At 44.8% G+C, this 13550-nt stretch carries 13 protein-coding genes; all 13 read right to left on the reverse strand.

Features of this window, described 5'->3' with window-relative positions:
* Positions 1-10 precede the first annotated feature (10 nt).
* On the reverse strand, positions 11-958 hold the full coding sequence (gene jag, locus GMC92_RS08265; RefSeq protein WP_049483648.1) for an RNA-binding cell elongation regulator Jag/EloR: 948 nt from the start codon (positions 956-958) through the stop codon (positions 11-13).
* Positions 959-973: 15 nt separating this feature from the next.
* A complete protein-coding gene (locus tag GMC92_RS08270) occupies positions 974-1789 on the reverse strand; it encodes a YidC/Oxa1 family membrane protein insertase (protein WP_003015944.1) in 816 nt (271 codons plus the stop codon).
* Position 1790: 1 nt separating this feature from the next.
* Entirely contained in the window at positions 1791-2132 is a 342-nt protein-coding gene (gene rnpA / locus GMC92_RS08275) for a ribonuclease P protein component (RefSeq protein ID WP_003002960.1), read from the reverse strand.
* Between the two features lie 78 nt (positions 2133-2210).
* A complete protein-coding gene (locus GMC92_RS08280; RefSeq protein ID WP_031573875.1) occupies positions 2211-2888 on the reverse strand; it encodes a CPBP family intramembrane glutamic endopeptidase in 678 nt (225 codons plus the stop codon).
* Positions 2889-2973: 85 nt separating this feature from the next.
* A complete protein-coding gene (locus GMC92_RS08285) occupies positions 2974-3867 on the reverse strand; it encodes a TDT family transporter (protein ID WP_155200144.1) in 894 nt (297 codons plus the stop codon).
* A gap of 397 nt (positions 3868-4264) precedes the next feature.
* A complete protein-coding gene (gene asp5, locus GMC92_RS08290; protein WP_003003038.1) occupies positions 4265-4489 on the reverse strand; it encodes an accessory Sec system protein Asp5 in 225 nt (74 codons plus the stop codon).
* A gap of 1 nt (position 4490) precedes the next feature.
* Positions 4491-4682: an accessory Sec system protein Asp4 gene (asp4, locus tag GMC92_RS08295; protein ID WP_003003066.1), complete on the reverse strand. Its 192-nt coding sequence runs from the start codon at positions 4680-4682 to the stop codon at positions 4491-4493.
* On the reverse strand, positions 4675-6030 hold the full coding sequence (gene gtfB / locus GMC92_RS08300; RefSeq protein WP_155200145.1) for an accessory Sec system glycosylation chaperone GtfB: 1356 nt from the start codon (positions 6028-6030) through the stop codon (positions 4675-4677). Before gtfB ends, asp4 begins: the two co-directional genes overlap by 8 nt.
* Positions 6014-7528 carry an accessory Sec system glycosyltransferase GtfA gene (gene gtfA, locus GMC92_RS08305; protein WP_155200146.1) on the reverse strand — a complete coding sequence of 505 codons (1515 nt, stop codon included), beginning with the start codon at positions 7526-7528 and terminating at the stop codon, positions 6014-6016. Before gtfA ends, gtfB begins: the two co-directional genes overlap by 17 nt.
* An 11-nt stretch (positions 7529-7539) precedes the next feature.
* Positions 7540-9924, reverse strand: coding sequence for an accessory Sec system translocase SecA2 (gene secA2 / locus GMC92_RS08310; RefSeq protein WP_080934963.1), 2385 nt, complete (start codon positions 9922-9924; stop codon positions 7540-7542).
* Positions 9925-9949: 25 nt separating this feature from the next.
* A complete protein-coding gene (gene asp3 / locus GMC92_RS08315; RefSeq protein ID WP_045759953.1) occupies positions 9950-10420 on the reverse strand; it encodes an accessory Sec system protein Asp3 in 471 nt (156 codons plus the stop codon).
* The gene (gene asp2, locus GMC92_RS08320; RefSeq protein ID WP_155200147.1) at positions 10417-11961 is read right to left on the reverse strand and encodes an accessory Sec system protein Asp2; all 1545 of its coding nucleotides are present in this window, start codon (positions 11959-11961) and stop codon (positions 10417-10419) included. The genes asp3 and asp2 overlap by 4 nt, the downstream gene beginning before the upstream one ends.
* The gene (gene asp1 / locus GMC92_RS08325) at positions 11954-13543 is read right to left on the reverse strand and encodes an accessory Sec system protein Asp1 (protein ID WP_155200148.1); all 1590 of its coding nucleotides are present in this window, start codon (positions 13541-13543) and stop codon (positions 11954-11956) included. The genes asp2 and asp1 overlap by 8 nt, the downstream gene beginning before the upstream one ends.
* Positions 13544-13550 lie beyond the last annotated feature (7 nt).

The following is a 13550-nucleotide window of genomic DNA, read 5'->3' on the forward strand; positions in this document are numbered from 1 at the left end:
AATAGCTAGATTATCCTTCGATGTCGACAACTACATAACGGTTTGGTTCTTCCCCTTCAGAGTAGCTAGTGACTCCTTCCATCTTAGAGACGATCCGGTGAATGATTTTGCGTTCACTGTTTGACATCGGATCTGTCTGTTGGGCTTGCCCATCTTCGAGGGCACGTGTTGCCAACTTCTGAGCATAGCTTTGAAGAACTTCTGCCCGGTGTTCTACATAGTCATTGACATTAATGGTAATGTAAAAATTCTTTGAGTAGCGATTATAGAGGTAATTTTGTGCCAATAGTTGAAGAGCCTTCAAGACTTTTCCGTGGTAACCAATGACACGTCCTGGCTCATTGGTATCAATTTGCATATTGACCGTACGGCGGTTGTGACTGCTTGAGATGGTCGCATCCACATCCATTTCATCGACCACTGTTTGAACATAGGCTGTCACATCATCTACGACTTCTTCGATGTTGTAGTTTTCCTCTACCTCGATACCAAGGTTTGAGAAATCAGACTCGCTTGATTCTTTTGCCGCTGGTTCTTTGACTTTTTCAAGGATATGTTCATGCCCTTTTTCTTCAAGAACGGTATCTGCTTCTTTGTCATGTTTCAGGATTTCTGTCTTGATTTCTTCAGAGACAACTTCTCCTTCTTCTTCGACCTTTTTGATCGCTGCAACGACACGTCCGAGATCGACCGTTGCTTCGCTCACAGTCTTAACCGGTTCATTTTGCGCATTGATCTCATCTGGGACACCTTTGACAGCTTTTTGATTGGCTTTTACAACAGTTGTTTCTGCAATGGGCTCAATCTCTACTTGGGCTGGTTTTTTCCCAAACAAGCCAAGAAAACCTTTCTTTTCACGCGCTACAACCGTAATATGTGCCTTCATACGAGGAATATCTAAATCGTTCAGACCTTTTTGAATCGCTTCTTCAACAGTTGCTCCAGTATATAGGACCATATGTCCACCTCTTTCTTATTTTTTCTTTTTCTGTGCTTTGTTTAGGGCACGGCGTTTTTGTTTTTCCATGTCGCGTGAAGCTTGCTCTTTTGCTTCACGCTCTGCGATAATCTTGAAGGGGTTGTTCAAGAGATAGGTTTGCCCGACTTGGTAAGCATTGGAAGTCACCCAGTATAGTGCGACCCCGCTGGCTGAGAACAAGGCAAAGAAGAAGATCATCACAGGCATCACATACATCATGGTTGTCGCACTACCATTGCGCTCTGGCATGGCTTTATTGGTCAACCAACTGCTGAAAAATGTGAAGAGTGCTGCAAGAACCGGCAAGATATAAGTCGGGTCGATCGCGCCAAGGTCCAACCAGAGGAAGTGACCGACTTTAAGGAATTCGACACGGCTCAGCGCTTGGAACAAGGCCATCAAGACCGGCATCTGGATTAAGAGAGGAAGGAAGGCTGAAGACGTTTTGACACCTTTTTCCTTGTATAGGGCCCGCATCTCTTCGGAAAGCTTGGTCCGGCTATCAAGATCCTTCCCAGGATACTTAGCTTGCAATTCCTTGAGGAGGGGTTGAATTTCCTGCATTTTGCGGGTTGAATTCATTTGATATTGGAAGAGAGGCAAGAGGACCGTCCGGATCACAATGGTAAAGACGATAATCCCTACACCGATACTTCCGCCAAAGGACAAGAAGCGGATGGCTTCTGCAAAGAAGTAGACGAAGCGTTCCCAACCACCTGTCGACTGAGCTGTCACTTGAGAGGTTCCACAAGCTGTCAAGACCAATAAGGCCGCACCTAATAATCCAGTTAACTTCAGTTTCTTTTTCACATTATTCCCTTTCTTGGTAGACATGCGCTAATTTTAAGACATGTACAAGATTTTTCTCTACTTGATGAAAGTCGAGCTCCTCCACTCCTTTACGAGCAATGACAACAAAATCATCGGTCGTAAGGAAGGCTTGGTGTTTGATCAAAACATGGCGAATCAAACGTTTGATGCGATTTCTGGTCACAGCATTTCCCAGTTTCTTACTAACAGACAGGCCGACTCGAAAATGCGGTTGGTCTTTGCGCAAGCGGTAAACAACGAATTTCCGATTGGCAACATTTTGACCACTTTTAAAAATAGCATTAAAATCTTTGTCACGTTTGACGCGGTAGCTTTTTTTCAAACCTCAACTCCCTCTTTTAAATTTATTCTATTATACCATATTTTCAAAAAAAACCAATCTCACTCAGGAAATCGGTTGCTACTTAAATACAGATAAAAGTAAAGGCAAGGTGTAGTAGAGATTGAGCAAGATATGAGCCAAAATAGGAGAAAGGAGCGTCTTACTCCGATAATACAGGATTCCAAAAATCACACTTGGCAGGAGATAGATGATAGAAGCTCCCAGCGAAAAGGGATTGTGGAGAAAATGTAGGCCACTGTAGATGAGGGCTGGAAGCCAAATCTCAGCATAGAGTTTCCAGCCTTTGAAGTAGGCATTCACCAAGGCTCCACGAAAGATCAGCTCTTCTGTCACTGGCCGGATGACGACCATTGCGATCACCAGGATAAGCACTCCTGTGGGGCTAATTTCCCGTGGAAAGAGACTCAAAACGGCTGCTCGTCCTTGGACAAAACCACTAATGAAGTAGTCCAACCAGTAAACCAAACAGGCCGCAAAAACGGCTTCTATCAGAGCTTGAAGGGGGTTCTTCCCCAGCTTAAACTGCGCTTTTTTAGAAAAACGGTAGACCAAAAATCCTGTAAAGACTGCATAGAGGCCTTCTAGGCCAAATAAGGTCCAATAATAGCTATTGGCGCTTGCTACACTATTGGAGACATACTGGGCCAAAGGGCGAAATTGAGGCCGAACATAAAAATAAAACAAGAGCAGAAAGAGGGGATAAAGCAGTGAGAGCTTTCCTTTGATAAATTTCATAGATACCTTTCCTATAAAGTATGACAAATCGTATAGTGCATCTTACCATAATCGTGACAAGGTTTCAATGAAAAAGGATGCCTTTCTACTCTCTGAGATAGGCCACATAACCACCTAGGACAGCGACTAAAATCAAGAGACAAAGAAGAGTTTCCAGCCATACGAGAGCTGTCAAGAAAGGTAGTTGCAACAAGCCTTGGGCCATTTTCAAAGAGGTCGCTGTGATAACTGTTGGAAAGGTCAGAGCTGAAAAAGCAGGTTGAAAACCTTCTGTGATCATTCTCGGTAGGCGCGTCAAAACAAAGAAATAAAAACCTTGCGAGGCCAACACCATGATCAGTAAGAACCAGACAGGAAGGCTTGCTCCACCCACACGAACCAGGGCTGCTAAAAGAAGGGAAAAGGGAGCACAATAGATGCCTTCTTGGCCCAATAGATGACTGGGTAAAGGGGACTGCTTCAAATCATGATAGATAAGGGGATAAAGAAGAAAGGTCAAACCAAAACCAATCACTAAAGCGAGATAAGCAATCTCTCTTATTCCCACAACAGGATAGGTCAAAGCTGCTACTGCAATGCCTACATAGAGAACGGTCCAACTGGGAGTGGCATTGGCTCTTGGTCGCCCTAGGACATGGGTCTTGGTAAAATAGAGAATTAAGCCCAGATCCAAGAGAAAGGCAGACCACCAGACCAACTGTGATAGACCTCCAAAGGCGGGAAAGAGGCGCAAAAGATAGGTGGAAAGAATCATCCCTGCCATGGGAAAGGTCGCCATCCCAGATAAAAGGGCTGGTTGTTGGAGTTCTATCTTGGTTTCTTGCCAGCGAATCGCATGATAAACGACAAAGAAAAACCAGAAGAACAAACCTGTCAGACTAAAGGCGTGAGCAAGGAAGGGTAGCGAGTCTGCAAGAAGGTTTCCAGCACCAACCAGTCCTAACAGACAGCCTGAAAATACTAAGGGGATCTTTTTCATCGGGAGCTCCAATCATTTTGTCGATTTCAGTATACCACAAAATAGAAGGAAGCAGGATAAAAAGAAGTTGGAGAATCCCAACTTCTTTTAGAATGTAATCCACCTGTTTCTTACATTATGCAACCTAAAAATGATACTTAAAAAAAAATAAAAAGATATCAACTATTAGACTCACTCAGACATCTACTGAAACTTTCCGCCGTGAGATAAGTGCTAGAAACATTCTTGTTTCTAGCACTCGGGAGTTTTGGAACCTTAGGTCCAAAACTAAGTCATGGAACTTCCTCGAAGTTCGCTGACGTCCGTACTCACCTAAGGAAAGTTTCTAAGATGACTCTATCTACAATTTGAAAGAAGTTGGTATTCTCCAACTTCTTTTTATCCATTCTATTAGAAATTAGGCCTGTACGACCATCATATAAAGAAATAAGGATACGAGAAAGACGATACTAACAACAAGAGTCGCTAGCTTGAGTCCACGGTGAGACCGCCAGTAACTTGGTTTTCCTAGGTTACTGGTCGCATCTGTTGAAAGCGATTGTTGTTGGCGAGGCTGCAGGGTGATCAGAACCACAAGAGCGAGGGATAAGATCGAGATCCCGATTGCAAATACCATTTCCATCTTAGGATCCTCCTAACACTCTGAAGAGGGTAAAAATAACTCCCAGCAGAATCACCAAACCAATGATCACATTAAAAGTAACATTGATCTTTTCAGAACGTGTCGTCTTTTCTTTTTCGGCAGGACGGCGTTTGAGAGACTCCATCCGTCCTTCTACTTCTTTGTAAAATAAATCTTTCTTACGATCACTCACTGTGTCCACCTATCCCTTCTTGCAAGCGAGCTTTGAAAACAGCTGGCTCAACGCTACTTGATTGGGCAATTTGTTGTGCGACGGCTTCTCTGTAGTTATCCACAGATTGGTAGATTTCCTGGATACGGGCCACCATATCTGCTTCTTTTCCTTGATCAAAGATATTGGCTTGTGCGAGGAAGTGGCGGTCATGCAGGGTATGGCTAAAGGTAAGGATGACTTGCTGGTGTTCGAAGGCCTTGCGAACAATACCTTGCACCTCTGCATAGTGGTTGATATCCAGATAAATACTAGAGACCTTAAGCAACTCTTTGATCCGCTCTTGACTGATATTTTGGTACAAGACTACATTTGGATAGCGGACCATAGACAAGAGGCTCGCAGACATCTCCGTCAAAGCTGCTACACGGAAGGTCACGTTCGGCAAGTTCTCTACTAGGTAGGTCAAGGCTTCGATCTGATCCGAATTGGTCAAAACAAAAGCGTCTTTACGGATATCGTCTTTCACCTTGAAATCATACAGGTAGCCAAGGGGACCAAAATAGCTATGCTGGTCTTGCGAGGTCAACTGCAAAGCACGATGATAGGTCGCGTTTTGCGGAATCAAGATCTTCTTGGTCCGGATTTCTGGGCTCTTTAGAATCAACTGCATATTGCCCGGAAGGCTGTCGTGAAGAGGCTCTTGCCACACCAAGACATCGCGTCCTTTGATGCCTTTATTGCCCAACTGGAGACTAATGCTAAAGGAGGTAGCCAGCGTATTGTAGACCAAACCATCTAAATCAAAACCACGATACTCTAGATAAAAGACAAAGTAATCTAAGCGATTCTTGAAAATCCGCATGGGTTGATGGTCCAAGGTCAAGATCAAATCCCCTGTTTGGTGATTCTCTGTCAAGCGCTCGGTATCCCCTTCAAAATAAGTGGTCACCAAATGCTGACCTTGATCGCCACAAGTCGTTACAGCAATCTTACGACCATGTTGGTCGTAGTGCTCAATCATGACCACTTGTCCCTTATCATCTAACCACTCTAAGCGCTCAACGATGCGTTTATAGGAAGCAGCGTGGTACACAATTCGAGCCTTTTCCTGACCATAGTAGGTCACTTTTCCCGAACTGTTATCCCCAGAAACTTCCCAGAAATCAGGCACTGGAACTTCATTAAAGTAGCGTCCGCGCTTCTCTCCTTTTGCTTGTCCTAAGAAATAGATAAAGGGAGATTCGACACCGTCTGGTAAGAAACCATTTGGCTCCAAAACAACGGTCGGGTGGTCAAAGCCAGACTCTTTCATGGAGTGGAGCAAGTCTTGGCTTTCACGAGAATAACTATCAAATACGTTCAGCATGTGTCACCTCTTCTATCAATTGTGCCCAAGCTTCTTCTACTCGGCTGGTCAAAAAGTCTTCTGCACGCGCATAAGATGCTTGACGCATGCTGGCTAGATCATCCTTTTTGTATAGCTGGATGATTTTCTCCGCAAAGGCAGAAGCAATCTGGTCGACCACTTGATCTGCTGAAGGTGGAATGAGGTAGCCATTTTTACCTTCTGTGACAAAGGTTTGATTGCCATAAGGAACGTCAAAACCGATAATGGGAAGACCCGAACCAATCGCCTCCATCAAGGTCAAACCAAAGCCTTCACTGGTTGACGCTGACAGGTATACTTCATAGTTCTTATAAATTTCCTCCAGATTGGCATGCCCTTTGAGGTAGATATAGTCTGCCGCCCCCAATTCATCAATCAGAGAACGAAGCTTCCCTTCTTCTCCACCTTTTCCATAGATGTCAAAGGACAATTCTGGTAATTCTTTTTTGGCCCGAACCACTGCTCGCACCAACCAGTCAATATGCTTTTCTGTCGCCAAACGAGAGGCAGTAATCATAGAAAATGGAGTGCGATTTTCGTTTTGTGGCAAGCTTGCAAGACTCCCAACTGGAATGGTATAGATAGCTGGCTGATGGTTGGTGTATTTAGCAAACTGCTCGGCCAAGATTTCTTTTTGGCGATCAGTCGCAACAATAAAGAAGTCCACCTTGTCTGCATTGGTAAATTGGTACTCGTAGTAGTTATTCCACAGGATATACTGATCATCGACATTATTGGCACTGAAGTGCTCGGCATGGACGACCACACCCAGACGGGCTTTTTGCGCTTCTTCAAAGATAGGCTGACCAATATTGGTTTCCCGATCCAAAATCACCAGATCTTGTTTGGTCAATTGAAGGGTCTGCATGAAGTAGCGGATCAATTCTTGGCGACCAACTAGGTAGCGATCTGGGAAACGATAAATTTCGCGGCCATCTGCCATCTGCATGCTGTAGGCAACCGTCCCGTCTTCATTGTAAAAGCGGCGCTCAATCAAGTTGGCTTGGTTGTTCTTAGGAATGAAATACTCGGTACAATAGCGGGTATAGGAGAAATAATCCTTTCTCACCAAAATCCCTCTAGACACGTACTCGCAACGTTCAACATAGGGACTGTTTTCTGCGCGCAGGTAGCAGGTCAAAAAGTTGTCCTGGTCCTCATAAAAGAAGCGTTTGATCTTACCATCGACTTCTTCCCGAGTCGGTTTTCCGGCAAATCCTGCTAAGACCTGATCAATGGTATAGGTCGTTGGCGCAATTTTTATATCTGTAAAATGGCTATAGAGCCAGATGATTTCATCATTTTTAAAACCGATATTTTCTGTTAAATGCTGGATATTATCGGCTAGGATCATATCCATAAAGACAAACTTGGCTGGTTGATGGATATTGCGTAACAACTGGGCACGATAGGCCTGGGCATACTCAACACCACTGCTGGCCCAACCGATTCCAAGGTTGATATTGTATACTGTCATAATGTCCTCTTTTATGGGAAATGCAAGACAATTTCCCCTTTTTTATTGATTTCTACTCGACTTAGTAAGAGATTGCGGACCATTTGTTCTTTGGCCGCCTCTTTCATTCGTTCAAAGGATTGGTAGGCTTCTTGGAAAAATTCTACCAAAGGGTTTTTCTGACTGGTGTACTGACCAGAGAGCGCCATGCGCAATTGTTGCAGATAGTCTACCTGCTCTACCCAGTTTTCATCGATAGCTTTTAGGATAGCCATGCGTTGGAATTGGGCGATCACCTCATCGGTGCCTAAGATCTCATACTTAGCTTCCAACTCGCTTTTAGCAATCTCCCATAAGAAATTCTCTTTGGTTTTCTTGCTACGGAAGGTTTGGTGGGCCTTTTCCGGATCCACTTGGTAACTAACATTGTCTAACATATAGCGATAAAAAGCTACCGGTTCCTTGTATTCTTTTTTATGGGCTACACTTGAAAAGACGGAACGAAGCACTTTTTCAACGATATCATCCAAGCGTCCTTCTTGTTTGATCAAGCGGTCGCGCTCTTCGTAGACGATGGCACGCTGAATGTTCATGCTTTCCGCAAATTCTAACGTCATCCGACGACTGGCCTGACCAGAACTTTCACTAGCATTTTGGGCCCGTTCCACCAAGTTTCTATACTTGCGCTTGGTCAGAGCTTTGGCTGAACCAATCCGCTCATCCACATCATAGTCTTGATAGGTATCCTGGATCCAGTCTGGTCCCCAGTTTTTCATCAAATCGTCTTCTAAAGAGACAAAGAACTTGGTCAAACCGGGATCTCCTTGACGACCTGAACGTCCACGAATTTGAAGGTCAATCCGCTGGTTCATCATCCGCTCAGTCCCAACAACCACCAAGCCACCTAACTCAGCGACTCCTGGTCCCAACTTGATATCGGTTCCCCGACCGGCCATTGAGGTCGCAACCGTCACGGCTCCTTTGCGACCTGATTCCTTAATGATCTGGGCCTCTCGAGGAGCATTGTTGGCATTAAGAAGATTGTGAGGAATCCCTTCGCGCAAAAGAAGATTCGAGTAAAGAATCGACATCTCAACGGATCCGGCAAAGACCAGAATCGGATTACCCTTTTCATGGACCTTCTTCACATAATCCAGAGAAGCCACGATTTTCTCTGGCAAGGTCTGATAGATTTCATCTGGCAAATCCTTGCGGATCTTCTTGCGATTGGTTGGGATCTTGATCACTGACATGGCATAGGTATCAAGAAACTCTGCCTCAGCGACCTTCCCAGTCCCAGTCATGCCACCCAACTTCCGAAACATCTTAAAGAGGTTTTGGTAAGTAATAGAAGCCATGGCCCGTGTTTCTTGGGTGAGCTTGAGACCCTCTTTGGCTTCAATCGCCTGGTGGAGTCCTCCTTGCAAACGGGTCATTTCCATCAAGCGCCCCGTCGCCTGGTCTAGTAAGACAATCTCCGGTTGCCCTTCGACATTGGGATGGATGACATAATCCTTATCCTTAATAAAGTTTTTATTGGCCTGCAGGGCTAAGCTGATATGGCGGACCAAGTCACGGTATTGGGGATCATAGAGGTTGGGAATGGCTAGAAAGGCTTCTGCTGCATGAGCTCCTTTTCGAGTCAACCAAACCCGTTTCTTTTCTTCATCAAACTTGAAGTCTTCCCCCTCTTTGAAGGTTTGGATCAGGGTATCAATAATCCCATATAGGTTGGATTGGACCCGAGGAGAACCAGAAATAATCAAGGGAGTCTGAGCACTATCTAGAAGCACCGAATCAATCTCATCGACAATGGCGTAATTGAAGTCTGCCAAAAACTGGCCATCTGCCGAAGCCGTCAAGTTCTCTGTGAGATAGTCAAAGCCTAGACTGGTATTGGTCGTATAAATGACATCTGACCGGTAAATCTCCCGTTTGACTTCTGGATCTAATTCTTCGTCTTCTGATTGTTTCAAGGGAACTCCAACAGTCAAGCCCAAAAAGCGGTAGACCTGTCCCATCTCTTCTGCATCCCGAGTTGCCAGATAGGTATTGGTCGTAATAACCATGACCCCTTTGCCCTCTAAGGCATTGAGATAAACCGGCATAGTTGCCGTCAAGGTCTTCCCTTCACCAGTATTCATTTCAGCGACATTGCCTTGGTGGAGGACAATACCTCCCATGACTTGCACGTCATAAGGAAACATGCCCAAGACCCGTTTATCAGCTTCACGCGCAACCGCAAATGCTTCCGGCAAGAGATCATCCAAGGTCTCACCCTTAGCTAGACGTTCCCGAAATTCCACAGTTTTCTCCTGTAGTTGTCGATCCGTCAAGCGGGCCATGTCATCCTTCCAGCTATTGACTTCTTTTAAGATTTTTTTGATGTTTCTTAATTTAACGTAATCCAATGTAATCCTCTTTTTTTGCAGTGATGTTCGTCTATTCGAGAACTTCTGCTCCCTCAGACGATATTGGTTGAATCGTGAAATAGTGGAAGGTAAACTCTTGCAAACCTGCACTGAGCAAGCGTACTTCATAGGCGTAAGCTTGATCTGGATAGGTAAACAGCAAGCGACCTTCTGCGGTTACTCGACGGGCAACGACCTCTCCAAAGCGATCTTTGAAGACGATTTCTACCATAACGGTATGAGCCGGAGTCGCTTCCATCGTGATAACCAATTCATAATCTTGCTCTCTTTTGAGCAGGGGCAGACTAGGAATTTGACGAGTTGCGCCAAAATTTGTCTGCGAATGCCAAGTTTTCAGTACTTGACCAGATGGCATGAGGGGGTTCTGAAACTGAACGCTTCCTTGGTCAGTCGCTTGAATGGTCGACCCCCAAAGATAATCTGCCAGAACGGTATCGCCCCAGTAGATTCGTCTGCTTTCATTTTCTTTTATTTTTATCATTGGTTTCTTCCAAAGTCTCTTTCCATGATTTCTTTGTACTGGGTCACAAACCACTCAATGATCGGACCACTCGCATCATTGTGTCGACCGGCGCGGCTAGTACTGATAATACGAACCGGCAATTCATACAAGGCCTCTAAAATATCTGGATAAGCCTGCTGGTCATAGTCATCATCCCTCATATAGGCAAGGGCTAAAATCGTATCCTTGAAATCTGCCTGGTCAAACCGGTCCCAGAAGCGTTGATTGAGCTGACCGATCCCTTCTTGCGACACTTGACCAATGATCAACTGCATCATGTCTAGGGATGTTCCAAACTCATCTGGACGTTTAAATTTCAGGTTGGCAGCGACATCCCCCAGGTTGACAATGGGTTTTCCGACCAAGATCGCATGAGGAGAATAAAGAGCACCATAGTAAAGGGCACCAAAGGTCCCCATGGACAAGCCAGAGAAATTCATATCTTTTGGCTCAAAGCCGAGCAAGTCCAAGTGCTGATCAATAAAGGCAGTGATTTGATTTTCTAATTCTTCTGAGCCCATATAGAAGGATCCACCTTCCAGTCTTGGGTCAGAAAAGAGAATAAAGGGACTCCCCATCGCACGCATCATCCCAAACCCTTCAAATCCTTCGGCCGGACGATACCCAGAAAAGTAAATGTTTAAAGGTGGCTTCATATCGCCAGGATGGAAATAAGCAAAAATTTCTTGGCGTTTGTGGTCCCGTAGCGTCTTAGCTCCTACGGTCATCTCTCCTAAAGGACCATGTGACAAGCGCTTATGTAGGGCTCCGATCGTAAGCGTCCCCTCTCCTTTTGCTTCCAGCGAAAAGGCTAGGTAATAAGGCTCTGCGCCGTCCAATTCTAGTGGTTGTGCCATCTCTTCTTCTGAAAAGACTGCATCTTTGACCCACTCTCCCAGAGCACCAAAGCGGTAAAATTGAATCCGCAATTGCAGCTGACAGCTTGGATCTTTTTCATATTCCAACCAAAAATTGATGGGACGACTAGCATCATACACGTAGTTGTAGACCCACTGAGCAATCGGTGTAAACTCTTCACCGTATGATCCATCTAGCTGAAGAAAATGTTGCCCCAGCACCGTTTGCTGGCCCGCAAAATCCGGTCTCACTCGCAGGTCACGAACCGTAAAGGCATCTCCATATTGATTGTCGTATAAAAAGCGCTCTAAGACGTAGAGAAATTGATGCTTGTTTGAGAAATCCCAGGGTTTTGCTTGCTTGAGCCTTAATAGGTGAGCCAATTCTTCAGAAGGCACCTCTAGTTCATGGCTTTGATCATAAAAAACGGTATACGGCTGGAAATAAGCCAGGTCTTCTCCTAAAGCTAATAAATCTTCTGGCTTTTCCAGAATCAAGGCTTTGAATTTGGAGATTTCCTCTTCTTCCATATACTCTTTGAGCGATGGAAGAGTGGTAGCTTGAAAAAAGTGCCAGCCTAGTCCAGCAGGAAGCTCCACTTGATCCTGCCAACTGCTTGAGCCGATTTGGAGAATATGGGGTATTTGTAATTTTTTATCCATGACGTTCTTTCATCCATCCTTCCCATTTCTCGATCAAGCGTTGACCGGTGTATTCTTGAATTTTTTCGATCGAGTAGACCAAGGCTTCGTTCCAAGGCTTCAATTCCAATAAAAAGTGAGTAATCGCCTTCTCTAATTCCTTGTCTCCCTTTGATAAGACATAGCCGTTTTTCAAATGATCGACATATTCTGTCTGGACGCGGTTGACCTGAGGAATCCCAGCAGAGATCCCTGCAATCTGCGTGTAGAGGTTGGGTTCCTCGCTTAAATCTACGATCAAGCGGGTTTTTTCCAATTCTTGAATAATGTCATTTTCATTTGAAAAATTCTTAACTACAAAGCGATAATCCGGTGCGTCTTGTACGGACTCTTCATCGATAATCTGGTTTTCCCCAAGCCCTTCCATTTGGGCTGGTGATTGAACCAGATGCAAGTCCTGCTCGCTAGCGATCAATTCCTCGAGTTGCCCTTCTAATTCCTTAACACGCTCCGGTGATCCATTGTAAAATGCAAAAACAACTTCGAATAATGGATGTTGCGCCAACACTTCCAGAACCTTCTTGAGCTGGCTCTTACTCGGGAGCTCGGCTTCGTTGACATAAAAGTAAATCTTTGATTCCTTGCGTTCCTGACTAGATCCCAAACGAAGGCGGGAGTCAAAAGAGGTAATCCGGTGTGTCTTCTGAGCCAAGCTAGGAGAAAAGACCCCAATCGCTTCTTTGGTTTTTTCACTATCTGTAATCAAGAGTTGGGCATCAATCATATCAAAATAGAGGGCAAAGTTTTCAGCAGACAAGGGCTGACGATTCCCATAGAAAGACAAGACTTTCTTGACGCTACTTGCCGTATCTTGTAAAAAGGCCAAATTTGCTGGATGAGCTGCCAAAACCAACTGATCTCGTCCTGGAACCAAGGTTGCTAGCTGCTCCTTCATTTTTTCAGCGACAACGTCTCCCATATTGGCATAGCTTTCTTTTTTGAAGGCATGAAAGAAAGCTTCATTAACCATGACGGAGTGGTTCTCTTCGATCAACATCTCTCTCAAAACCCATTGCCCATCAAAACTCAGATACTCTTGGAAATAGGGTTTTCCCTCATTGTAGTAAATTCTACTAGAGATAAAGCCACGATCATCTAAGTACTCGATGTAGCTGATCTCGTCATTCTTATAACGGGTCAAAGAGAGAAGGTTTCCATCCACTCCCATATCAATTTTCGCTAGGTGGTGGCCCTTTCGAAATGCCATCACCAAAAAGGGAGTATAGGAAAAAGTGGTCTCACTCGGCCATTCGATGTCCTGAAGCTGAACTGGACGCATGGCCAAATCAGACGGAACCTGTTGGATCTTATCAAAAATCGAGAGCACATCTGTCTCTAACAAATCTTGGCGGTGCAAAAAATAGCGCAGTTGTGGACTATATTGAGGCAACAATAAGATCCGATCCATTTCTGCTTCTTGAAAAATACGAACTTGATTAATGGTATCGTCAAATTCAATGGACTCTCGCATCCAGTACCAAGGGGTAGCTGTTTGCTGCCAGATGCGGTCCGTTCCATACCAGGCTGGTACAAAATAATACATGGTTACT

The organism is Streptococcus parasanguinis (assembly GCF_009717775.1).
GTDB lineage: Bacteria > Bacillota > Bacilli > Lactobacillales > Streptococcaceae > Streptococcus > Streptococcus parasanguinis_AG.

Coding starts and splice junctions, on each gene's coding strand:
- jag (WP_049483648.1), bottom strand. CDS start 958: ATGGTCCTATATACTGGAGCAACTGTTGAAGAAGCGATTCAAAAAGGT.
- GMC92_RS08280 (WP_031573875.1), bottom strand. CDS start 2,888: ATGAAATTTATCAAAGGAAAGCTCTCACTGCTTTATCCCCTCTTTCTG.
- GMC92_RS08285 (WP_155200144.1), bottom strand. CDS start 3,867: ATGAAAAAGATCCCCTTAGTATTTTCAGGCTGTCTGTTAGGACTGGTT.
- asp5 (WP_003003038.1), bottom strand. CDS start 4,489: ATGGAAATGGTATTTGCAATCGGGATCTCGATCTTATCCCTCGCTCTT.
- gtfB (WP_155200145.1), bottom strand. CDS start 6,030: ATGCTGAACGTATTTGATAGTTATTCTCGTGAAAGCCAAGACTTGCTC.
- gtfA (WP_155200146.1), bottom strand. CDS start 7,528: ATGACAGTATACAATATCAACCTTGGAATCGGTTGGGCCAGCAGTGGT.
- asp3 (WP_045759953.1), bottom strand. CDS start 10,420: ATGATAAAAATAAAAGAAAATGAAAGCAGACGAATCTACTGGGGCGAT.
- asp2 (WP_155200147.1), bottom strand. CDS start 11,961: ATGGATAAAAAATTACAAATACCCCATATTCTCCAAATCGGCTCAAGC.
- asp1 (WP_155200148.1), bottom strand. CDS start 13,543: ATGTATTATTTTGTACCAGCCTGGTATGGAACGGACCGCATCTGGCAG.